Origin of the sequence: Endozoicomonas sp. SESOKO2 (genome assembly GCF_024606245.1) — a bacterium.
Taxonomy (GTDB): domain Bacteria; phylum Pseudomonadota; class Gammaproteobacteria; order Pseudomonadales; family Endozoicomonadaceae; genus Endozoicomonas_A.
The window spans coordinates 1-23,463 of the sequence record NZ_JAHHPQ010000465.1 but is presented as its reverse complement, the minus strand read 5'-3'; the positions used below and the strand labels follow the sequence as shown (position 1 = coordinate 23,463).

Sequence of the window (23,463 nt, the reverse complement as noted above, 5' to 3'; positions counted from 1 at the left end):
ATTGTATGGCGTGACGGGCTTAGTATTTGAGCTAAATCACAGACGCCGGTTGAGGGAACCTAACGCCAATTTCAGCCGCGCGCCGCCAGGCGCGTCGGGTGGAGGGGCGCAGCCCCGGAACGAACTGGAAATTTTTGTTATGCCTCAGTCTCGACTATGAAAGGAAATAAACTGATCGGCAGTAACCTTTGGAGCCTCCATCATAGGTAAATGCCCAATATCATTCATGATGATAATTTCAGATTGAGGTACTATTTTTGAAAGCACTTTTGCACCTGAATGATGAAGAACTCGATCCTGTCTACCCCAAGTAATTAATACAGGCTTGCTAAATTTACCCAACTCAGAATCTAAGGGCAAAGAAAAGCTGATTTTATTTTGATCTATTTTATGAACTTCATGAAATATTTTATAGTTAAGGTCATAGCTTTTTATGGCAGTTTTAGAAAGCTCAGAGATTACGAATTCAGGCATGAAAGGTGGATTTGCAAAGACAAAAGAAATTAATTGATCAAACTCACTTCTATTTTTCGCGAGAACCATAGGTCTTTTATTTTCTGAAATATCTTTGAACATTTCACTATCATCAGCGGACTGAACACCCAACGTATTCAATAACCATAAGCTCATTACTTGTTCAGGATATTTTGAAGCATAATTTCCTGCTATATAGCCGCCCATTGAATTCCCAGCAATGTGGAACTTTGTAATACCTAATTTATTTATAAATTCATTAACCCTACTAACTTGAGATTCAACATCATACTTCAAATTAATATCTTTAAAGCTATTACCGAACCCCGGTAAATCTAAAGCAATCACAGAGTAATCATTTTTAAGATGCTTTGCTAATCTGACCCAGTTATCCTTATTTGCCCCAAATCCATGAAGGAAAAGTATTACATCACCTGTACCACCTTCGATGTAAGATATTTCTCCTTCACCGATCATTATTGATTTCGTACTTAGACCAGCTAACTTTCGTTCAGCTGATACACCAATCTGAAATAAACGTTCAGAGGGTGTAACAGAATATCCAACTAAACAGAGTAGAAGTAAGATCAATGTTATTTTTGATATTTTTTTCATAAAGATCCTTCTCGTGATTTTGCACTTTGAGGCATAACGCCAATTTCAGCCGCGCGCCGACAGGCGCGTCGGGTGGAGGGGCGAAGCCCCGGAACGAACTGGAAATTTTTGTTAGGCATCGGTCTTTAAAAGAACTCAGTCTCAAATTGACTATTTTGCTCATGCCAATCTTTAATTTGATATTTTTCTTTTTTTACCGCATTAGCGTCTACTATTCTGGGTCGCAGGGCAGAAATTTCATTGTCGAAACTATTTGAGTATACGAATCTATGGGCATGCTCCACTATCATTTTTTTAACTTGCTTCGTTAAATCCTTACTTAACCTGGTGCCTTTTAAAATAGGCTTATCGCCTATTTGAACAAACATTGCATGCTGTGGACTTATCGGAAAAAAGATATTACCTTTTTCCCTTCCCCAACCACCACCAAAATCGTAGTTGTTCTCATCTCTAAAGTTCAGTTTTATTACTGGATTATCACTTGTAGGCCACGAACACCCTCTTGCAGGCTTGATAATTGACCATTTGTGCAGATGAAGAACCTTTTCTGAATATTTCAACAAATGCTTTAATGAATGAATCCATGTGGCTCGCCCAGTATAACTTTCAACTTTTATTCGAGCCATTTCTTTATCGTTTGGATCTCTTTCAGTTCTTATCTTGAGCGGAAATAATTTATCAAGTTCGTTTGAAGGCTCCACAGTATCAGATGGCGATATTGAATTATTTTCAATTTCTTCTTTTAGTCGTTCAAGACTATCTTGCAAAATTTTTTCTTGTGTACGATTTTGCCTAGATAGGTGTTCTAATAATCTTGCTGGTGTTCTAACATCTTGACATGCTAAAAAGCGGATAAGTAAATACCAATCATGTTTAGATAGCTTTTCATCATTTACAGCCTTGGATATAGCTTCTTGAGCTGGAGACTCATAGTTTTTATCGAGCCAATTTTCAAGATCATCTGATTCTTTTCCTGCAATCATTTGTGTATAAAGATGTCTTTGATAGCCAATAGCAGCTGTTGATTGTTTCCTCCATAAATTCTCATTTTCATGTGAAACTAAAGTTTTGTATATACATACTTCGTTTTCACTATCCACCCACCTCTTTAAGTAGAGCTGTGGTACATAATGATTATTTGCCTTAATTTTATTCATCACTTAATTGCTGATGTATGAGATGCCTAACAGCTATTAGACCTCAAGCGAGTGATATCAGATATTACACTCACACGCGGCATATCCCCCAAAATCAGGGAAAATAAACTCACTTGAGATATATCCCAACTTTTCAACCTGTCGAAAAATCATGAATTATCAACAGCTTATAAGCTATTTTAACTACTGCACTGAATAAGCCGCAAGTGAGTTATTTGCATTTTGGTATTTCTGCCAATAATACTGTACAAAATAACAGCTCTTGGACTTGCCATGCCATCTCATTTTATGACAGATGTGCGAAATAGCCTCAGTGTGAAGCGCTAAAGTTTGAAAACTGAACAATCGATTTATTGGGCACAAAGACCTAAAGAAAATCAGGATTTACAATCATGTGTCAAACCCTGGTGATCAAGTGGTAAAGAGCCTTTTGTGCTAAACATAAAAGGCACGCTACCGCCCGAGGAGCTTCAACTGCCAAAACAGCTGACAAGCGCTTATCCTCTGGCTCAATGGCTTTTTAACAGTCCGGGTGAGTATGTTTTATTGCACGACATGGTATCAGTATTCACTGTTAATGAATAGGTATTAGCGCCTGATTGTGAATGCAGGAGTGAAAGCTTTTGAGGAAGACAGGGCCTGAGGATATCAAGCCCTGTGCAGTCTGTCAGCGTTCAATACGCCAGCTGGTCCCTTCACGACTGTCCTGAAGGATAACACCCCGACTGGCCAGCTCTTCACGGATACGATCCGCTTCAGCGAAGTCACGAGCTTTTTTGGCGTCCTTGCGTCTCTGAATCATTGCTTCAATCCAAGCCTCATCAACATCGGCTCCGGACTTCAGGAACGACTCAGCATCCCCCTGCAGAACCCCCAGAATACCGCCCAGTTTGACCAGCAAGGCTGCCAGCGGCAATGCCTGCTGCTCATCTTCGGCACGCACGGTATTTAGCTCACGTACCAGCTCAAACAGAGACGCCAAGGCTTCCGGAGTATTGAAGTCATCATCCATGGAAGCCATGAACTTTTCTTCAAAACGAGTACCTTCAGCCGCACTGACACCCGCTACATTGAGCCCTTTCAGCGCTGTATACAGACGCTCAAGACGAACCGAAGCCTCTTTCAGACTGTCTTCCGAGTAATTGACCGGGCTGCGGTAATGGCTGGAAATCAGGAAGTAACGTACGACTTCGTCCGGGTACTTATCCAGCACTTCGCGAATCGTAAAGAAGTTACCAAGGCTTTTGGACATCTTTACATTATCAATGCGGATCGCACCCGAGTGCATCCAGGTATTCACGAAGGTCTGGCCATTGGCCGCTTCACTCTGGGCAATCTCGTTTTCATGGTGAGGGAACTTGAGATCCGAACCGCCGCCATGAATATCAAAGGTTGCTCCCAGGCAGCATTTACCCATGACCGAGCACTCGATATGCCAGCCAGGACGACCATTACCCCAAGGGGAATTCCAGCTTGGCTCGCCTTCTTTGGCACCCTTCCAGAGCACAAAGTCCATAGGATCTTCTTTTTGCTCATCGACTTCGATTCGGGCACCGGCTTCCAGCTCTTCCAGAATCTTGCCAGACAGTTTGCCATAGCCATCGAATTTGCGAACCCGAAAATAAACGTCGCCATTACCCGGTGCGTAGGCAAAACCTTTCTCGACCAGATCGCCGATCATGTCGATCATGCCTTCCACGTGTTCGGTCGCTCTGGGCTCCTTATCAGGCTCCAGATTACCCAAACGCCTGAAGTCTTCCCGCATAGCCGCAATCATGCGATCCGTCAGTACATCAATGGTTTCACCGTTTTCAATAGAGCGACGAATAATCTTATCGTCAATATCGGTGATATTGCGAATATAAGTCAGGTTGTAACCTTTGGCTCTCAGGTAACGAGAGACCACATCAAAAGCCGTAACCGTTCTGGCATGACCAATATGGCACAGGTCATAAACTGTCATACCACAGACGTACATCCGCACATGATTTTCATCCAGCGGTTTAAAGGCTTCTTTGGTGCGGGTCAGTGAGTTGTATATCTGCAACACGTTATTTGTCCTGTAGCCCGATGATTCAGGCTATATGCTCTCCTCGTTGCTCTCCTGACAATGGAGGCTGACAAGGAGAGCTTGATTCCACTAATTCAGACTTTGCTGGCCCAGGTATCCTTGAGACCAATCGTCATATTGAATACTGGCTTTTCAGCACAGTGCTCTCGTCGATCGGCGACAAAGTATCCTTCTCTCTCAAACTGAAAGCCCTGTTCCGGTTTGGCTTCCACCAGAGAGGGTTCTACCCAGCCTGTCACGACTTCCAGAGAAGACGGATTCACATGGGCCATAAAGTCTTCCTCACCCTTGTCAGGAGCAGGGTGATTAAACAGTCGATCGTACTTACGGATCTCTGCCTGCTTACCGTGGGTCGCTGACACCCAGTGAATGACACCGCGAGGCTTAATGCCTTCAGGAGGATTTTCACCCACAGTACCGGGTACATAGCTGCAGTGAATCTCTGTGATTTCGCCCTGCTCGTCTTTGATCACTTCATCTGACTTGATGACATAAGCACTGCGCAGACGCACATATTCACCAGACACCAGACGCTTGAACTTCTTGCGTGACAATGAGGTGTCTTCAGTAAAGTCAGCGCGATCAATATACAATTCATGTGTAAACGGCAGTTGACGCTCACCCAATTCAGGCTTGTTTGGGTGTACCGCTGCTGTCATTTCCTGTAACTCACCTTCAGGCAGGTTGGTAATCACGACTTTCAGTGGGTTCAGAACGGCCATAGCGCGAGCTGCATTGTTGTTCAGGTCGTCGCGAATCGCATGTTCCAGCATGGAAACATCGGCAATACCATCGGAACGACTGACGCCCACCATATCGGAGAACTTGCGAATAGAAGCCGGTGTGTAACCACGACGACGCATACCGGACACAGTGGGCATACGGGGATCGTCCCAGCCTTCCACTATACCATCGTCCACCAGCCGCTTTAGTTTACGTTTGCTGGTGACGGTGTAGTTCAGGTTAGTTCTGGCAAACTCGTACTGTTTCGGCCTTGAGGGTACCGGCAGGTTTTCAATAAACCAGTCATACAACGGACGATGGTCCTGAAATTCCAGAGTACAGATCGAGTGTGTCACTCCTTCAATGGCATCTTCCTGGCCATGGGCAAAGTCATAGCTTGGATAGATACACCATTTATCACCGGTCTGGTGGTGGGGAACTTTGCGGATGCGATAAAGGATCGGATCACGCATGTTCATGTTGGGGTTTTGCAGGTCAATCTTTGCCCTCAGGCTGCACTGACCTTCTTCGTACTCACCGGCACGCATTTTTTCAAACTCTGTCAGGTTTTCTTCCACAGAGCGCCTGCGGCATTCGGTTTCAACACCGGGGTTATTAAAGTCACCCCGATTTTTAGCCATGGACTCTGCATCCTGATGATCCACATAAGCAAGGCCTTCTTTGATCAGGTAGAGGGCCCACTCATAGAACTGATCAAAGTAGCTGGAAGCGTAGCGTACATCTCCGCTCCAACTGAAACCCAGCCAGCGAACATCTTCCTGAATGGCATCGACATACATCTGCTCCTCTTTCTCGGGATTCGTGTCATCAAACCTCAGGTTACATTGACCATTGAATTGCTCAGCCAGTCCAAAGTTCAGACAGATAGAAGTAGCATGACCTATATGCAAAAAGCCGTTGGGCTCTGGTGGGAATCGGGTCTGGACCGATTGAACTACACCAGCGGCCAGATCTTTTTCAATGATCTGCTCCAGAAAGTTACCCGATTTTGATGGTTTGTTGGATGAAGTGTCTGTCGTGCTCATTGCAACCAGCGTCTTGGAGGAGAAAGCCCTCTCTAACATAGAAGCCCGAAAAATATCAGACCCTTTTGGATCTGACCTGTTCATGCTTTAGAGGGAATGCATTATTTTAACGTAAAAAAACCTTTTGCCACCCAAAGTGATCATGGATTTCTCCATCACTCATGGCTGTTCAGTCAACAGCTGAGACTAACATTTTCCCGGCAAAGGGTACAGGTCAGACCGGCTTTTGGCTTGAGGTTTCCGGAATAGTGCCCACTGTATCACCCTACCTGATTCAGTCGCTCAACGCTGTTTATTCCACTCAGGACTTTTACACAAGCATCATAAAGACCTAGAATTGCAAGTTTTCCGATCGCGAACCATCAGAACAGAGATTACGGTAACCCTATGGTTATACTGCATACCAATTTTGGCGACATCAAACTGGAACTGGACGCCGAAAAAGCCCCCAAGACCGTGGCTAACTTTCTGGAATATGTAAAGAGCGGCCACTTTGACGGCACCATCTTTCACAGGGTCATTGATGGTTTTATGATCCAGGGCGGTGGTTTTGAACCGGGTATGGTTCAGAAAGACACTCAGGCAGCTATCGAAAACGAAGCGGATAATGGCCTGAAAAACGCCGTAGGTACCATTGCCATGGCCAGAACGATGGATCCTCATTCAGCCTCATCGCAATTCTTTATCAATGTCTCTGACAACCATTTCCTTAACCACACCTCCAAGACACCGGATGGTTGGGGCTACTGCGTATTTGGTCAGGTCACTGAAGGCATGGATATTGTGAACAAAATAAAGGCGACTAAAACCACCTTCCGTGCCGGTCATCAGGATGTTCCTGTTGATGACGTGGTGATTGAATCTGCGGTCGTGGAATAGGAAGCCCTGCGAATGAACATAAAGTTCATTTCTGATTTGCATTTGACACCCGAACGCCCGGACATTGTCCGGGCGTTCTCTTCTTTCATGCAGGAACAGGCCTCCCAATCTGACGCACTTTACATTCTGGGCGATTTCTTTGAGTACTGGGTAGGCGATGACGCTATGGAACCCTTTCATCATGACATAGCTCATCAGCTCAGAGCCTACACAGATTCTGGCAAACCATTGTTTCTGATGGCAGGCAATAGAGACTTTGCTATTGGCAAGGATTTCCTGAGAATGACCGGAGCCACCTGGCTCAATGATCCCTGCGTCATTGACCTGAATGGCGAGACGGTTCTTCTGATGCACGGGGACCTGCTCTGCACGGGTGACCAGCAATACCTTCGCTATCGGAAGGTGATCCGTAACCCCCTGGTTCTGGGCATCCTTCGCCTGACTCCGCGGAGTTACCGAAAAAAACTGGCTCAAAAATTACGCAGCAACAGTAAAAAAGCCAAATCCACGAAATCTCTGGCCATCATGGATGTCGCTCCAAAGGAAGTGGTTCGGCTAATGGAAAAGTATCAGGTCAAAACGCTGATCCATGGTCATACCCACCGTCCGAACACCCATGAAGTTGCGCTGACTTCAGGAACCGGCAAACGGATTGTTCTGGGCGATTGGGACCGACAGGGCTGGGTATTAACCTCTAATGAATCTGGGCTGAAGATGGATGCTTTCGAAATACAGTCAGTCCCACATCAGATCGTCAGCTAATTGCTGACGAGTCAAATCCTTCAGGCGGTGACCGGGACACCACTGTGAAAACGGAACTCTTCATCCGCGGACTCAATGGCTTCCCGTTCTACCCCTGCAAAAAAAGCCACCCGTTCTTCTATGGATTCATCAGAAATGCTTTCTGCCAGAGTCAGGTAATCCTTAAAATGGCGGCCTTCCGACTTAAGCAGTGACAGGTAAAACTTCTTTAGCTCATCATCAAGATAAGGGGCCAGCTTGTGGAATCGCTCACAGGAGCGGGCTTCGATGTAGGCACCAATAATCAGGGTATCCACCATTCGAGCAGGCTCCCAGGTTCTGACGTGCTTTCTAAGTACGCCGGCATAACGAGAAGCAGACAGCGGTTTGTAGGGGATACCCCGTTTTTTGATAATGGCCAGAACCTGTTCAAAATGCCTCAGCTCCTCACGGGCCAGACGGGACATTTTGTTGAGCAAATCAAAATGCTCTGTGTAGCGATACATCAGGTTCAACGCCGTGGAGGCCGCCTTTTTTTCACAATTAGCATGATCGGTTAACAGAATATCCTGATGTTTCAGGGCCTCTGCAATCCATTCATCCGGCGTTACACAGGGTAAAAAGGCATACAGCTCAGGAAAGCATACGGCCAGGCTCTGGTCACTCATTATTTCTATGTCTCTAAATTTCCGGGTCTCTAAAAAAAAGGCTCCAAACAACCAAGTCTCACTAAACGGCCCCGGTTAAATCTGGACGAAGGTTAAAATTTCGACACTACCTTACCTTTAAAGCTGAATGCTGTCATGGGTTCCTTGCCACTGATGGCAAGGACTTTTCAGCATTTCATTAATATATTAACGGTATTGATGCAAATCATTTTCTCCGATTCGGCTATTCAGTACGATGCCATTAGTCTATAAAAAACAATTAGAGCTGAGACCCCCTCAGGGTTATTGAAATCCTTAAGGTATAGAGGAGCAGGCCATGCAAGGAATACAACGAATACTGGTTATTGTTGATACTCGCAAAGCCCGTCATGTCGCACTCAATCGAGCCACCCAGCTGGCCAGGGCAGCCCATTGCAGCCTGCATATTCTGGCTCCGAACCCCAAACCTGACGCAACGTCTGCTGAGGTACTTACCGCCCTTAGCAAACATGTCGAAGCTGAAGGTATAGAGGTCGCCAGCCAGCAATTATGGAGAAATAACCTTCTCGACACCATTGTCCATGTCAGACAGTTGGAACGAAGTCATCTGGTGGTCAAGGATTTCCGGCAGGAAAGCTTTATGGAAAAACCTTTCTCAACGCCCACAGACTGGGCATTGCTAAGAAAAAGCAGAGTTCCTGTCCTGCTGGTTCGTCATGACCGCCCATGGGAAAATCAATCTATGCTTGCGGCCATTAAGGCCGATCCCGGAGACGCCGACCATCAGCAGCTGAATACGGCTATCATGGAAAACGCCAGGGCAGTCACAGACTATTTTGAGGCTGACCTGCATCTGGCTTCTGCCTACCCCACTATCATGCTGGCAATGTCTGACAAAGGAGATGGCCAGACCAACGAGGACCGTTACCTGAAGAACTGTCAGCATTTTGCCAAAGATTACGGTATTACTGAGGGTTCTATCCATCTGGTGCCTGCACCGGCCGAAACCATGATTCCGGATCTGACCCGTGAGCTGGCGACATCACTGTTGATCATGGGTACGAATGCCCGCTCAGGGCTCAGTGGACTTACTCTGGGCAATACCGCTGAAAAGTTGGCCAGCAATATCGACTGTGATCTGCTTGCCGTTCAATCCAGACACCACATGCTACCGCTGGAGCGTGAGCTGGAAGCATGACCGAAACCGAACCCGTTCCTGAATGCTACTTTCTGTCATTCCATTCAGGTATACAGAAAGTAGCCATAACCCACCAAACCTCCCCAACATCTCATCATCACGGCTCTTTACGGCAGCCTCAAGGGCGCTGTGAAACACATCAGTTCCGACAGGATTCAGGACGAAAACGGCGAGAGCTTCTATATTGTTCGGGTCAGACCGGAAAAAAGCGATCTTGGCACTTCCAACAAACCGTTAACGATTATTCCGGAAATACAGAGCAATGTCGTTATTCCCACAGGGAAAAAGTCGGTTCTGGATTTATGCTAAAACCGATCATCAGAGTCCGTCATGCTGTTCTGAGGGTAGCCTCAGGTGTATGAGCCTGAGTGAGAATAGACAGTTTATGACCAAAACCGGAATCCATTGGTTTGGATTCCTGACTAAACGGTTTCCAGTTTTTTTTGATAACGCCGGATTGAATTTGCTGAGGAAACTGATGGCCAACGAAGATTCAATATCAACCCCCAGCGACACTCTCCTGACAACACATGGGGTTGAAAACTCTGACACCAGTAACCTGCCTGTTTTCTCTATCAGACTGAATCGTAAGCTTTCAGCAGAAAAGGTATTGAGTGACGATCAGTTACCGGATGACAAAGCCGTTAAATGTAATCCGGCCTTTCAGCCCCTCACTGAAGAGTCCTCTCTAACTGAAGAGCAGGTATACTTTCATGCAGTTGAGGGAGGCAAAATTGCCAGTTATGCCCCCCGGCATAACACCATTGATCTCAACCAGTTATTGAGCGGAAAACATACAGTGCCTGCCGGTTTACAGAGACTGGCTACCCTGCTCTATACCAGGAAACAAGCAGCCAATGAGGATCTGATTGATCAGGTATTGTTCCGTCTTAATCATGATGCCAGTGACAGCCATTGCGATTGCGAGTCCAGCTATGGGCAGGCTTACGCCATCAACCTTCTGGGTCCAGCGCATCAACGACTTTTGATTGTGAACTATGAGGGTCAGCAATATGAACTCTATCCTTCTTCCTGAGTACGCCTGATACCAGGAATGCCCGTCGCCCATCCTGAGTTTCCTCCGGTTGGGTATTCTTTCTCACCCACAGGTAACCATTGTCGAGACGCGCTATGAACAAGAAAGAACTTGTTGAAAAGGTCGCGGAACAATCCAACCTTTCAAAGAACAAGGCAGAGCAGGCCGTCAATGCCTTCATTCAAAATACCCAGGATACCCTGGCAAAGGGAGATATCGTGCAGCTGATAGGATTTGGAACTTTTTCAGTGGTGGATCGAGCGGCACGCAAGGGAAGGAACCCGCAAACGGGCCAGGAAATTCATATACCCGCCTGCAAACTGCCTCAATTCAAACCCGGCAACAAACTGCGTGAAGTGGTGAAATAGGCAGACGACTCAAAGCTGTCTGCCGGATCATCACCCAAACCGCCATGATCAAAAAACACTGAAGACCGGTCAGGACAAAGCCAACAAGGCTTTTGTCCTGACCGGTCTTCAGTGAGTCTTTCATTGCAGTAAAAGTAATTGTTTGATTCACAGTCGTTAGAAAGACGCTTTTCAGCACTTATATCAAGCAATAATGTATTAAATTGATCAGAAACTGTATTTAAGCCCAATGGATATTACTGAACTTTCGCTGGCTGCTCCTCCTGAGTCCTCAACATAGTATGTATCCAAACCATCATTGATCGTCACATTCATGTTTTTCTCAGAAAATTTTGTGTAAGCATATTCACCATAAATCTTCATTCCCGGATTTAAATGATAGGCATAATTAAGTGATAAAAAAGTGTAAGTTGAATTGCCATCACCTTCGCTTTTAAAAGTAGTGTTTCTAAGATGGTGCGTGTCGAAGTCATCCGCTTTAACCAGGGGACTCCATTTTACTTGAGCACCAAACTCAGATTTTCCGCGTCTGTAGTTTCCGCCCAATCCCAGATACAATGTTGAAAATTTTTGCTCGTATGAAATGATAAGAGTGTCATCAGCAAAAGTGCCGACATATTGACCGAAACCGTAATTGTATGAGCCTCCTCGTGCCTCATACTGTGTTTTTTGACTTAACAGGCCGCCAGTAACACCCACTTTATAGTGACTTTGCGAAAGCAACCAATAAGAAGCACTCAGATCTATTGTGAAGGCTTTGGTTGTTTTTGTATCAGGGTGTTTTGATATGTGAGATGGTTCCGATATTCCTGATTCCCAGTCCCAGTCTCTATCTGTCATATGGCCATCGCCATCAGTTAAGGTCATCCAGTAGTTTGCAGTAAATGTCCAGCTTGCGTTTAAATCCCAAATTGCACCTAGCTTAATAACAGGCGCATTGTCAGTTTTCCAATCGAGTTGACTGACTTTCTCAGCGCCGAAATACACTAATTCGGTTGCCTCTCCATTTAAGACGCCCAACGAGCCTTCTAATGTTACTTTGGCATGTGCGCCGGTATCTGCAACGGCAAAAATCGGCAATAAAATTAGCTTTTTCATCACTCACCTCTAATAATTGAGGTGCCAGCATACGTGCCTATGATGCCGATCATCCCATGGCTCTCATAACATTGAGAATGGCTCGCTTTTTCTTCAGGTTCATTCTGTTCAGGTTACGTATGATTTCATCATCGACTTGGGTGTCGCAAATGGTATCGGCGGGTGAAGTCAGGTATTGGTTCCCCCTGCCCGTCGCCAACCATTCAAACGACACTTCCAGTAGTTCGGCCATTTTTCGGAGGTTTTCAAGACTGGGGCTGCTCATTTCAGTTTCCCACTGAGCCAGAGCACTCCGGGAGACACCGATCATATCAGCCAAAACTTGTTGAGAATAACGCTTTTCCTTGCGTGAACGAAGGATCCTTGTTGTCAGGTTCATCCTTGAACTCTCGTTGATAATCGAAAAAAATACTTTATTAAAATTCAGTGTAACACATGCTCTGGTAATGACCGGTTGTAATTAGGAAACCCTTTCTTCACAACCCTGACCTCTAATCTGCTTTTACGATCAGACCGGTATCCAGGGCTGGCCTCAATGCATCCAATACCTGCCCGGACTCAATCACTTTCAGGCACTGGTTATCTACGCAGCTGGTCTTCCTGTGATTCCCGGCACTGACACAGGGCGAACAGGGCAATCCGGCATAGATGGGCGTTGAATTCCCGAGGGCACCATAAAGTGCAGGCGTTTCTGGCCCAAATATCACAAAAGTTTTCAGTTCTGTGACGGATGCAAAATGGGGAGGGCCTGAATCATTGGACAACATCAGTTCAGAGATCGAGTAAAGGGGGACCAGTTCCCTGAACTCAAAAGCTCCGGCAGTGTTGAGACAGCGCTCATGATTAACCTGCTGTCTGAGCATTTCAGCTTCCGGACGCTCTGCCGGAGCACCGGTAATCACCACCAGAATGTCGGAGTATTCAGCCAGCAAGCTCTGAATAACATCCACATAACGATCTTTCATCCATCGTCTTTGGGGGAGCAGGTCACTGGCATTCGGGTTCACCAATACCAGACGCTGGATACCGGGCTTAAAGTCACTGTAGAGAGATTTCAGCTTAGTGACGACCGATGACCTCAGGTCACTGTTCACTTCCGCTCTGGCCAGTTCAATAGTCTCGTCAAATCCATCTTTTTGATAAGGCTGATGCGGTGCATTTTGAGAAGCCTTTACCAGAGTCATAAAGTTTCTGGAAATATGACGGTGAGGGTTGTACATCACCGGATGAGTTAAGTGATTACCCCGGTAAAGCCCCTCTTCGTGAACCCGATCAAAACCTGTCCGGTTGCCGGCACCGCTGAGACGGGTAAGGATGGCTGTAAAACGGGAGAACAACTCCAGATCAATAACCGTATCAATCTTCTTTTTTCGACACCAGATCAGGAATTTAAGGCTACTGAGTGCCAGACTGAAAAGGTTATCTGGTTTAATCAGGCAAATATTGTCCCGGTCAACGGTATTTAATAAATGCAGGCTGACTGCATTTTTCTCAAAAATGACAAAATGTAAGGTTTTGCCCTGCCCTTTCAACCAGCGCATGGAGGGGTCAGCCAGAATGGCACTGCCCATTTCAGACAATTCAATAAACAGTACATTGCTGGAAACTGTTTCTTGCCCCTTGCGAATCCAGTCAAAAGGCCAGAAAGCCAGTTTCAAAAGCAAGCAGAGCGGGACACCTACATAGTGATCAACCCATCGCATAGTATCTACTTTCACAAGTTGGCTCCCTTAGCTACATTGGACTTTCGTCCTGCAAATACAAATACCGTTGCTATGGTGAAATTAAATAGCATGCCTGCCAAAACACCAGACACGAGCGCCAACTGTTTGTATTCCAAAAAGAAAGGCACAAAGCTCGTTAATAAATAATAGGTACCCCAGTTGGGAATAAAACTGACCACACACATAGCCAGATACTTACTCCATTGCTTCAGTTTTTTCTCCTTGGGGACATGGGAATAGGTAAAGTTACGATTCCAAAACCAGTTCCAACTGGCAGCGACCCAATAGGAACCTCCTCTGGCCATCAGGTGAGGAACTCCCAGCCACTGGCCTAACAGGGTGTAAACACTCATATCCACCAGGAATCCACTGGCTCCTACCATACCGAACTTGGTCAGTCTCTGCCCCAACAGAAACAGTTTATTGAATAGGGTTCCGGATTGCTTCATGCGAACTGCCAGCTCGTCCTGATAAAGAGAGCGCAAACAGTGAACGGACAAGACAAGAGCCAGCAGCGCAAGTACAAACTGTAAATACATAATCACTTTGTAGGAGCGAAAACCATTGTCGTATAGCGGCAGTACGACCACACACAACAGACCCAACAGGATAAAGACTACACGACTCTTAAAGCCCGATTTCAGTTTACTGGCCAGAAAATCCCCTATTACTGCAGCCAGAATACCCACCCAGGCACCCAGAAAAATATCAAACGGCCAATGCGCCCCTACAACAACGCGTGATAATGCAGAAAAGGCTGCAACCAAAAGAATCAGATATTGAATGCGTGATTTTAAATAAAGAAACGCAAGCCCAACTAAAAGAAAAACCGTACCGCTATGCCCTGAAGGCATAGTATCTGTTTTTAGTACAGGCCCCAGGACATTCACGGCTTCAAGCCCCAGCTCGCCGACAGGACGTAAAGAGGAAAGAAGAGCCTTACCACCACTCAGCAAGAGATCACCCACTAGCATGGTGAAAATAATAGCCAGCTGTTTATCGGGCATTTTGTAGAACAACAACATGGCCAGGGGAAAGAGGAAAAAGCCATCTCCAAGGTTGGTTAATAACACCCAGAAAATAGCAGTGGGTGATTCAGAACCCCATTCATTAATATGATAAAAAACTGAATGATTAAGCGGAGTCACTGAGAACACAGCCACAAAGGGCAGCAGAAAGCAACTGGCTTTATATATTGTTGAGCGAGACCGGCCAGAACCTACTCCGAGCAAATCGGACATTCCTTATATAACCTCAATACCCTATGAAAACAGCTCTCAGTAATAAAAATGATGATTCACCCTGAATAGATGAAAAATGTTTAACAGTAAAAACCAAGTTACTACAGACAGTAGAATATGCAAAGACCGTATAAAAAACAGATATGAACCCAATGTGAAACTAAAGGAGTATGGACGGATGCAAAGATAGAAAGTTTCAAAAAAAACCATCAATAAACCATCGATAGGATTTCCTGTAAAAAACTACTCAATGAGCCGGTTTACACTGGTAAAACTGGAATCGATTAACCGTAACAGTATCAACTCCGGACTCTGTTTCATCGACCAGACTGCACGAAAAGTTCTGTATTTCAAGATGATCATTCCCAGGAACTGATTGCTTGTCCCGCACCAGCAGACCATAACTATCGGCTTCTGGTTTACCATGCCAGAAATCAAACTGGGTTAAACGGTCGGCCAACACTTGAACGGGCTCTGGATAGGCGTACCAGGCTATACGACTGGCCTTAGTCCAATTATCCACCATCAGAACCGGTTCCACCCCCTCTTCTTCCTGCCACTTCTGCCTCAATAGCTGTGCCTGTTCAGCTGCCGCTTTCCAGCCCACCAGATCCTTAATGGCTGATGCCATGAAAGGGAAAGTAGAAAGAGGCATAAATGCCAGAAAGAAGAACACGAAGACAATCAGTCCAATTGACAGGAAGGAGGAAAAAACAGCCAGACTCTTCAACCACCAATGGGACCAGCCAAGGCAGATCCAGTAGGCCGACAAAGGCGCCAGTAGTGTCCAGCCAAGGGCTGGCCAGTTAGGCAACACAGTACCATCACCGGCAGACCAGCCAATAACAACCAGTACCGGAAAAGCACTCCAGACAATCAGCCAGCAGGATGCCCTGTCCTCCTCCGGGATTCGTTTCCTGATCAGTGAAAAAGCAGCGGCTATGGCGGCCACATAAGCCAGAATGGAATAAAGAAACATTTGTGCTAACTGCATGACCAGTGCATCTTTCAAAGACCACTCCTCAACTCCGACACCACGATCAAACTGATAAGCCAGAGAAGCCCAATCGTTGTCAGCATTCCAGACTAATACGGGAGAGATCAATATCAGTGCTATCAGGGCGGCCAACCATGGACCGGCCTGTCGAAGCCAACTCAGTCCCTGATACTGAATCATGAACAGGGTCATGCCCAGGGGCAGGAATATCGCAGTGTATTTACTCAACCCTGCCAGCCCGTAAACGATGCCCAGACCCAGCCAATACAGCAAACGATTTTGATTATGGATACGGTAAATCAGTTCCAGAGACAAAAGACCAAAGACCATCAGAGGCAGATCGGGCACCAGCCCCCACCCCATCAGTTGCAGCATAGGTGCCGTATTGATCAGAAAGACGGCAACCAGCCCCACCCAGGCTGGGCCATCAGGAAAGAGAATCCCGCTGAGTCTAAACACCAGATAACTGCTCAACGCATAAAGAATCGCAGGGACAAGCCTTACTGTAAATTCATCGTAACCCAGAGGGGCTATCAAGGTCTGTAACCAACCCACCATAGGCGGGTGATCAAAATAACTGAGGGCCGGATGCAGGGCATAAAGTGCATAGTGAGCTTCATCGACACCCAGCGATACTCCGGGTGCCATGGCTAAATGAATCAGGAGCACCACAATAATGATACCCCAGGAGGCAACTCGCCCTCGTTCCTGCATGAAACCCCCGGTTAAAAGGATTGGATAAAGCCTTCAACCATCATTCCACTACCATTTTGCATTCTTTATCAGGCAGATGGTGGGCAAACTCTTTGAATCTGTTTACAGCTTTCTCCAAACTGAAACAGATCAAACCGGCCTATTACTCTACGACAAGTGCTGTCTAAAAAAAAGTCAATTAATGAATGATGATCATTTCATTTTGATCCAGTCCTGCAGGTTAAAGACCAAGGATCTGTATAAGGGGAATATGGAAAAAATAGCGAAATCAGACAGGAAGCATTGGACGAGCCGGTCATTTCCGACCCATCCGGCAACGCGCTTTAAACGGCCAGCGTCAGAAACAGACCCGCAATAGTAGCACTCATGAGGTTTGAAAGTGTACCAGCTACAACCGCTTTCAAACCAAAACGAGCGATGTCATGACGACGGTTAGGTGCCATGGAGCCCAGACCACCCAGCAAAATAGCAATGGATGAAATGTTAGCGAAACCACACAAAGCAAAGGTCAGAATCGCCTGGGAACGATCAGACAACAAGGCAACACCGGCTTTCGCTGCTGCTTCAGCATCGACATAGTTTGCCAAACTACTGAAAGCAACAAACTCGTTAACGATCATTTTTTGACCCAGGAAGCTGCCCGCAGTCAGAGCTTCAGACCAAGGTACACCGATCAGGTAAGCCAGAGGAGAGAATGCATAACCCAGGATCAGCTCGATAGTCAGGTCCGGATAACCGAACCAACCACCAGCCCAGCCCAGCAAACCGTTGAGCATGGCAATCAGGGAGATGAAAGCCAGTAACATAGCACCGATCATGGCAGCCAGTTTGAGCCCACTGGCAGCACCCGAAGCAGCCGCATCGAAAATGTTAGCTGGCTTATCTTCAGCGTTCTGCTGCTCAATGTCGTCTATATCATCATAAGGTCTCTCGGTTTCAGGCTTGATAATTTTTGCCATCAACAGGCCACCCGGAGCTGCCATAAAACTGGCAGCAATCAGGTACTTAAGCTCAACCCCCATACTGGCATAGCCCACCATGACCGCACCGGCAACGGAAGCCAAACCACCCACCATAACGGCAAAGAGTTCGGACTGAGTCATGCGGCTGATGAAAGGACGAACCAGCAGAGGTGCTTCAGTCTGGCCAACAAAAACGTTAGCAGCAGCAGACAGTGATTCTGTGCGACTGGTGCCGAGTAATTTGCGCAGAGCACCGCCAAGTAGTTTGATGACAAGCTGCATGATACCAAGGTGATAGAGCACCGCTACCAGAGCCGCAAAAAAGATAATGACTGAGAGAACATGGACAAAGAATATAAAGCCCAGTTTGAAGCTGGCCAGTTCGCCAAAGAGAAAACCAATACCATTATTAGCATATCCCATAACAGCATTTACGCCGTTGGTAATAGCTTCCAGAATGTATTGTCCGGCGGGGATATACAGAACAAATGCGCCGATACCTGCCTGAATGGCAAAGGCACCACCCACCGTTCGCAATTTTATTGCTTTACGATTGTCCGAAAGCAGTATTGCAATACCCAGCAGGACTGCGATTCCTACCAGGCTTATAAGCATGTGTTGCATGGGGATGATCACCTTTAAACAGAGTCTCGGGGCATTATACTTATATATTTATTGGCTTTAGTAGAAAGTAATTACCGAATAAAAACATAATAATGACAAACCCTATCTAAAATTCGCCTCAGGTATCAGCAAGGATGATAAGCGTTTCTTTGACCTTCCCGCACTTATCAAAATAACGACTACTCTTGTTAAAGGTCAGCCCGCCCTCGACCCAAGCAACCTAAAAAATTGCTACAAAAGTACTCTCTGACTAAAATCTTTGGCTGATGGTTATTCGTTGGTGTAATTAAAGATAACTTCATTCGAGGCGGTGCACCCAATCATGATCTCTCCGCCTTTTCAGGTAACTGCACAGGACCGGGTTGCGTTGCACCCACCCATTTCAGGCCTGGCTTCTTTTACAACTGCGATCCAAACCCGGGCTCGTGTGCCGTCAGTCACGACTACAGACAAGACAACGGACAAATTGTCAACATTAATTTAACGGTCCCATCTGGCTCGGAGGAAATACTACCGTTTGTCGCAAATGGTGGCAGGGCGGAAGCGCCTTTCCATTTTCAAATACCCACTGTTCGTCTGTTCTGTTCGATAAAATTCGTATGAGTCTACGCCCCCGGGACCATTCTTTGGTACTATGATTGCCTCGTCTGATAGATTAACACTGGCGCATTGATTGTATGGAACTGACCGGCTCTCAACAGAGGGTAACTGAGCATGTAAATGGACATGCCCTTTGTATAGCAGTAGCCGGTTCAGGTAAGACTACTACCCTGGCCTTTCTCATTAATGAGTTACTGAACCAGGGTGTTTCCCCTCGACGCATCGTGGTCATGATGTTCAACAAGTCAGCCCAGCTGGACTTTACCGACAAGCTCCGCAGGCGATGCCGACAGTGGCCGGTTCTTCCAAAAGTCCGGACCTATCACTCAACGGGCCTGAGACTTTTGAAGTCGCTCGAAGAGTGGGGGTTGAGATCGCCCTACAATCATCGCCCCCTGACAGAGAAAGAGATCGAGCTGAAAGTCCGTGAGCTTTTGCTGGCATTAGCGCCTGACGTGCTTAAGGACAGGATCAAAGCAGACAGCGCCCGATACATTGAAGTGGCTGCCGGTTTTATCGATAACGTTAAGGCCAGTTTGGACAAGCCTTCCACAGTCCTGATGCAGGCAGACTATCCCGATCATTTTCAATTTCTGGTGGAACTTTTTGAAACCTTTGAGCAATGGCGCCACCAGCATCGCAGAATAACCTTTATGGATATGCTGTACGACACAGTATGTTTGATAGAAGCCAACCCGGAAATCATCCCCCACATCACCAATAAAATAGATCGAATTATAGTGGATGAATACCAGGACACTTCAACCTTGCAACACAGGTTGACACGCATCATCGCTGGAGACAGAGCCAAAGTGATTGCCGTAGGCGACCCCGATCAAACCATCTATGAATTTGCCGGGGCCAATATTCAGAATATTCTCCGGCACTTCGAAGCGGATTATGCCCGCACCGATGCCGTTCACGAGTTGACTCTGCCTCATACCTTTCGCTATGGCCACGAGATCGCCATGGCAGCCAGCCACCTGATCAGTCGTAACAAAAACAGAAAAGATGTGATCTGTATTGCTCATCCGGACAACCCGGATTCAAGCATCTCAATCTCACAGGGAGCTGGCGAAGATACAGAGCGGGTATTGGCAACCATTCAACAGCATATTTCCGGCTCCGGGTCGCAGATCGCTGTGCTTTTAAGAGTCTGGGCACAATCGGTGCCATTGGAACTGAGGTTGTTGGCAAGCGGTCTACCCTACCAATGTGATGGCCCTTACCTGTTTGACCGTCCTGAAATATCAGCCTTGATCGCTGCCCTGAGAATAGCCTCGGGTGACTTGCAGCACTTAAACCCTGCCGCTCGATATGAGGTATTGTCTTTGCTGTTTACCCTACCTCATCTAGGCGTAAAAGCGGCTCTGGTCAAGCAACTTTCCGCCAACCTTCAAGAGCACAATCAACTTTGGGGGAAAGAACTGGGCCTGTCAGCCAACAAAATCGCTGGCATCACTAATTATCAACGACAGAAACTGTACGACAGGGCTGAGATATTGCTGTCACTGGAAAAAACATCGAATCAGGAGTCTGCCACTGCGGTACTGCAACGCTACATTCAACGCACGGAACTCAGAGAAAGTCTGCAATCCATGAGCCTCAACGATCAGAGAACGGAAGAGCAATTGCTGGCTATCGATGGTTTTCTCAGTTACCTGAGAAAAATGAACCTCACCGTCAGTGACAGCTGTTTGCATCTGGACGAATTGAGATCCAGACAGAATCAACAAACCAGACACTCTGGGCAGCATGCCTATGACCAATCAGAACAGATCGTGATCAGTTCCTGCCATCGGGCCAAGGGACTGGAATGGCCCATCGTTCTGATCCCAGGACTGACCCAAAAATACTGGCCGTTCAAAAGAGAGGATGAACTGACTCCGGGCAGCAGTGAAGATCTGGAAGCTGAAAGGAGACTACTTTACGTCGCCATGACCCGGGCCAGAGAAAAACTCTATCTGTTTACCGGCAACGGTTCCCTGAACACCAAAACCAACAGCTGGATGAATAACGACTCACAGCAGATCAGCCTATTTCTAAAAGAAATGCAGATCCCCCACGTCAAATCCGTTTGCCAGTCACTCAATCAGACTTCTGAAGATGAACTGGTCAATCAACTCAAAAAAACTGGTCTGACCAGAGCGGCACGTCAATACTTTCAGGCAATAAAGCCGAATCTGGCACAACGGCTTGAAACAATTCCTTCACTGGCAGAAAAGCATCGCTCCAAGCCTGCCTCTTCACCACGCAGTCCGGCCTATCTATCAGCACGACAGAACATCTTTCGCAGGGAAGAGCCAGAAAACGCACCCTGGCAGGTGAACCGGAGACTCAAACACAGCATTTTCGGAGAGGGTAAAGTCATTGAAGTCAATGACACCAACTTTGTCATCCTGTTTGACAGGCAGCATAGTGTAAAAAGATTTGCCCGCAATGAGCAGGTTTTACATCTGTTTGAATTACTTTGAACGCTCCGCCAACCGACTGATAGAAACCGTAAAGCCGCTTCTGGCTTTCTCTTCAATACTTATCATCCAGGTAATTTTGTGTGTTCTGCCAATGAATGGCGAAAATACCATCCCTGAACTATACATTATCCCGGAAAATAAAAAGGCCGAAGGACTGTGAATGAATAGCAGGTTCCTGATCATACTTATCAGGTTTTACCAACTGGAAAGGTTAGCCAAGGTAGGCCGCTTATAAAGTATTTATCACTCATCAATCTCATACTGGATGCAATCAAAAAAAGAGGCTGCTTCAGGCAGATTAGGTTTGGCTGTTCATTTGCTTCTGGCAAATCAATTACCCTGATTAAGGACACGAATAATGAAAATATCCGGTAAACCGATAACGATACTCTCATGCTTAATATTTATATGTTCAGTTGCCCATTCAGACATATCGAAAGAACAACAACTTAACTTATTGAGCCACTACAATAATGCATCGTTAGTTGAAGACGGTCTGAAACTGGTAGGCATTAGTTCCAGGCTGGCAGTTTCTACCGTGATCAGTTATGGATTCTGGTACGGCATCTGCAAATCAAACGAGCCGCTATCTATCCTTACGGGTCGGTTTGACCTATCCGATATAGAAAGAAATAATTTACAAGAGGTCAAATCTTCTTTTTGTAATCAACTCGCATCCATTATTACCTCTACTGAGGTTGCTTTGGCCGGACATGTACGACCCTGGCCTTTTGCTCAGCCGCTTCGATTTGTTGGAACAGGATTCATTGCCTACAGAGCGCACAATAACGACAATCCTTATTTTACACCCATAATAACAATGGCTTACTTTACGCACGAGATAGTGGCCAGGACGATAGCCGGAGCCTCTGTCATACAGGCTCTGAGGAATGATGACAGACCTGAAATCCATCCTGAAGATTACGCTCACAGTGAATATACTATGTTGAAATCAATCGCTGGCATGATGGTCGGGACAATAGTTCATAACGAGTTTATTGCCAAGGGCTCTTCTCGAGTAGAAGCCATCTTTGCTTACGTGATATCTGCTTCAGTAACACAGGCTTTAACTTCATTATTCTCTTTACCACCCTCTAATTCAGGCGATAGTCATGCCTTCGAGCCAGAAAGAACAGCAGCAAACTTAGCCGGAGCCGGAGTCATAGCCGGATCAATAGCCGGAGCCACAGCCGGAGCCATAGCCGCTGGAACCGCCTTTGACCGACTCTTGTTCATAGCCGCAGTTAGCACTCTGTCTTTATCGCTACCCAAATTTGAATCTTCATCCCAACTTAAAGACAAAATCAATGCTGGAGCTATGTCCGGGCTCATAGTCGGCGCCGGAGTCATGAAACTTCTGACAATACAAAACTCAAACCTGGACTCAAATCATTTATTAAGAAACGTTGCTATTACTCTGGCTCCTGCATTGGCTCTCGCTCTGATCAATGGCGTTTCAAACTATGACATCTATGGTTTCTCACTTGAAGAAAGTTTCACCGAAACAGCCCGTAACCAATGGAAGAAGTTTTATGCTCCTTTGGATTATTTGCGCACCTTGTTTAATTGACAGATAGTTGTTTTGAAAGCTTGGCGAAACGGTTGGATGACATTCAATCTGGACTGACTTTTCTCTTCGCCCGGGCCTCTTGCCCGGGCGATTTAACAAAAGCCCCCTTCCGACTTTTATGACCGTCTACGTCCAAAAACACCTTTGATCGTTCCAGACAAAAATTGCTCCTGACTCATATAGCACGACAGTTAACGCCTGCCAATGAATGGCGAAAATACCGTAGCTGAACTATATAGTTTCTTGCCAGCAGTGTGGGTCAAATGACTAGAGCAGCATGAGAGTTCCTGTTTGTGCTGATCAGGTGAAGCCGTCTACTCCCACGGGAGTGTATTCACGCTTCATTTACTCATTAAAAGCCAGTATCCGGTTTAAGGATATAAATAATGAAAATACACGGTAAATTGTTACCGCTGTTCTCGTGCTTGGTATTTATAGGTTCATTGGCACATTCAGGCGCATCAAAGGAAGAAAAATATTACTTGTTGGGTCACTTCAATAATG

The 23,463-nt window shown here is 46.3% G+C and carries 19 protein-coding genes; 8 read left to right on the top strand and 11 right to left on the bottom strand.

Going from position 1 to position 23,463, the window contains the following annotated elements:
• Positions 1-144: 144 nt before the first annotated feature.
• The 4 genes from KDK17_RS10600 to KDK17_RS10585 all read right to left on the bottom strand — a co-directional run bounded on the left by KDK17_RS10600 (position 145) and on the right by KDK17_RS10585 (position 6,086).
• On the bottom strand, positions 145-1,089 hold the full coding sequence (locus KDK17_RS10600; RefSeq protein ID WP_257288047.1) for an alpha/beta fold hydrolase: 945 nt from the start codon (positions 1,087-1,089) through the stop codon (positions 145-147).
• A gap of 125 nt (positions 1,090-1,214) precedes the next feature.
• On the bottom strand, positions 1,215-2,246 hold the full coding sequence (locus KDK17_RS10595; protein WP_257288046.1) for a DUF4238 domain-containing protein: 1,032 nt from the start codon (positions 2,244-2,246) through the stop codon (positions 1,215-1,217).
• Between the two features lie 667 nt (positions 2,247-2,913).
• Positions 2,914-4,293 carry a cysteine--tRNA ligase gene (gene cysS, locus KDK17_RS10590; protein WP_257281158.1) on the bottom strand — a complete coding sequence of 460 codons (1,380 nt, stop codon included), beginning with the start codon at positions 4,291-4,293 and terminating at the stop codon, positions 2,914-2,916.
• 98 nt (positions 4,294-4,391) lie between these two features.
• On the bottom strand, positions 4,392-6,086 hold the full coding sequence (locus KDK17_RS10585; protein ID WP_257288045.1) for a glutamine--tRNA ligase/YqeY domain fusion protein: 1,695 nt from the start codon (positions 6,084-6,086) through the stop codon (positions 4,392-4,394).
• Positions 6,087-6,473: 387 nt separating this feature from the next.
• On the opposite strand from KDK17_RS10585, the gene KDK17_RS10580 reads away from it, so the two are divergent.
• Both KDK17_RS10580 and KDK17_RS10575 read left to right on the top strand, forming a co-directional pair.
• The gene (locus tag KDK17_RS10580; RefSeq protein WP_257254595.1) at positions 6,474-6,965 is read left to right on the top strand and encodes a peptidylprolyl isomerase; all 492 of its coding nucleotides are present in this window, start codon (positions 6,474-6,476) and stop codon (positions 6,963-6,965) included.
• A gap of 12 nt (positions 6,966-6,977) precedes the next feature.
• Positions 6,978-7,727: a UDP-2,3-diacylglucosamine diphosphatase gene (locus KDK17_RS10575; protein WP_257288044.1), complete on the top strand. Its 750-nt coding sequence runs from the start codon at positions 6,978-6,980 to the stop codon at positions 7,725-7,727.
• Between the two features lie 20 nt (positions 7,728-7,747).
• Here the strand turns inward: KDK17_RS10575 and KDK17_RS10570 are convergent, their stop codons facing one another.
• Positions 7,748-8,374 (bottom strand): tRNA-(ms[2]io[6]A)-hydroxylase, encoded by a 627-nt coding sequence (locus KDK17_RS10570; protein ID WP_257281140.1) that lies wholly within the window; start codon positions 8,372-8,374, stop codon positions 7,748-7,750.
• A 316-nt stretch (positions 8,375-8,690) separates the two neighbouring features.
• Between KDK17_RS10570 and KDK17_RS10565 the strand changes: the two genes are divergently transcribed.
• The 4 genes from KDK17_RS10565 to KDK17_RS10550 all read left to right on the top strand — a co-directional run bounded on the left by KDK17_RS10565 (position 8,691) and on the right by KDK17_RS10550 (position 10,955).
• Positions 8,691-9,551 (top strand): universal stress protein, encoded by an 861-nt coding sequence (locus KDK17_RS10565; protein ID WP_257288043.1) that lies wholly within the window; start codon positions 8,691-8,693, stop codon positions 9,549-9,551.
• Positions 9,552-9,680: 129 nt separating this feature from the next.
• A complete protein-coding gene (locus KDK17_RS10560) occupies positions 9,681-9,860 on the top strand; it encodes a hypothetical protein (RefSeq protein ID WP_257288042.1) in 180 nt (59 codons plus the stop codon).
• 169 nt (positions 9,861-10,029) lie between these two features.
• Positions 10,030-10,587: a hypothetical protein gene (locus KDK17_RS10555; RefSeq protein WP_257288041.1), complete on the top strand. Its 558-nt coding sequence runs from the start codon at positions 10,030-10,032 to the stop codon at positions 10,585-10,587.
• Between the two features lie 95 nt (positions 10,588-10,682).
• Complete coding sequence (locus KDK17_RS10550) at positions 10,683-10,955, top strand: HU family DNA-binding protein (RefSeq protein WP_257254590.1); 273 nt, start codon at positions 10,683-10,685, stop codon at positions 10,953-10,955.
• A gap of 207 nt (positions 10,956-11,162) precedes the next feature.
• Here the strand turns inward: KDK17_RS10550 and KDK17_RS10545 are convergent, their stop codons facing one another.
• From KDK17_RS10545 to KDK17_RS10520, 6 genes are all read right to left on the bottom strand, one after another.
• On the bottom strand, positions 11,163-12,053 hold the full coding sequence (locus KDK17_RS10545; RefSeq protein ID WP_257288040.1) for an omptin family outer membrane protease: 891 nt from the start codon (positions 12,051-12,053) through the stop codon (positions 11,163-11,165).
• 49 nt (positions 12,054-12,102) lie between these two features.
• A complete protein-coding gene (locus tag KDK17_RS10540; protein WP_257254588.1) occupies positions 12,103-12,432 on the bottom strand; it encodes a helix-turn-helix domain-containing protein in 330 nt (109 codons plus the stop codon).
• Positions 12,433-12,544: 112 nt separating this feature from the next.
• Positions 12,545-13,771, bottom strand: coding sequence for a glycosyltransferase family 9 protein (locus tag KDK17_RS10535; protein ID WP_257254587.1), 1,227 nt, complete (start codon positions 13,769-13,771; stop codon positions 12,545-12,547).
• Complete coding sequence (locus KDK17_RS10530; protein WP_257254586.1) at positions 13,768-15,018, bottom strand: GtrA family protein; 1,251 nt, start codon at positions 15,016-15,018, stop codon at positions 13,768-13,770. Before KDK17_RS10530 ends, KDK17_RS10535 begins: the two co-directional genes overlap by 4 nt.
• Before the next feature lie 247 nt (positions 15,019-15,265).
• Entirely contained in the window at positions 15,266-16,729 is a 1,464-nt protein-coding gene (locus KDK17_RS10525) for a glycosyltransferase family 39 protein (RefSeq protein WP_257288039.1), read from the bottom strand.
• Positions 16,730-17,052: 323 nt separating this feature from the next.
• Positions 17,053-18,315: a NupC/NupG family nucleoside CNT transporter gene (locus KDK17_RS10520; protein ID WP_257254584.1), complete on the bottom strand. Its 1,263-nt coding sequence runs from the start codon at positions 18,313-18,315 to the stop codon at positions 17,053-17,055.
• 677 nt (positions 18,316-18,992) lie between these two features.
• Here KDK17_RS10520 and KDK17_RS10515 point away from each other — a divergent pair.
• The gene (locus tag KDK17_RS10515; protein ID WP_257288038.1) at positions 18,993-21,389 is read left to right on the top strand and encodes an ATP-dependent helicase; all 2,397 of its coding nucleotides are present in this window, start codon (positions 18,993-18,995) and stop codon (positions 21,387-21,389) included.
• A gap of 457 nt (positions 21,390-21,846) precedes the next feature.
• On the top strand, positions 21,847-22,959 hold the full coding sequence (locus KDK17_RS10510; RefSeq protein WP_257254582.1) for a hypothetical protein: 1,113 nt from the start codon (positions 21,847-21,849) through the stop codon (positions 22,957-22,959).
• The last annotated feature ends 504 nt before the right edge of the window (positions 22,960-23,463 follow it).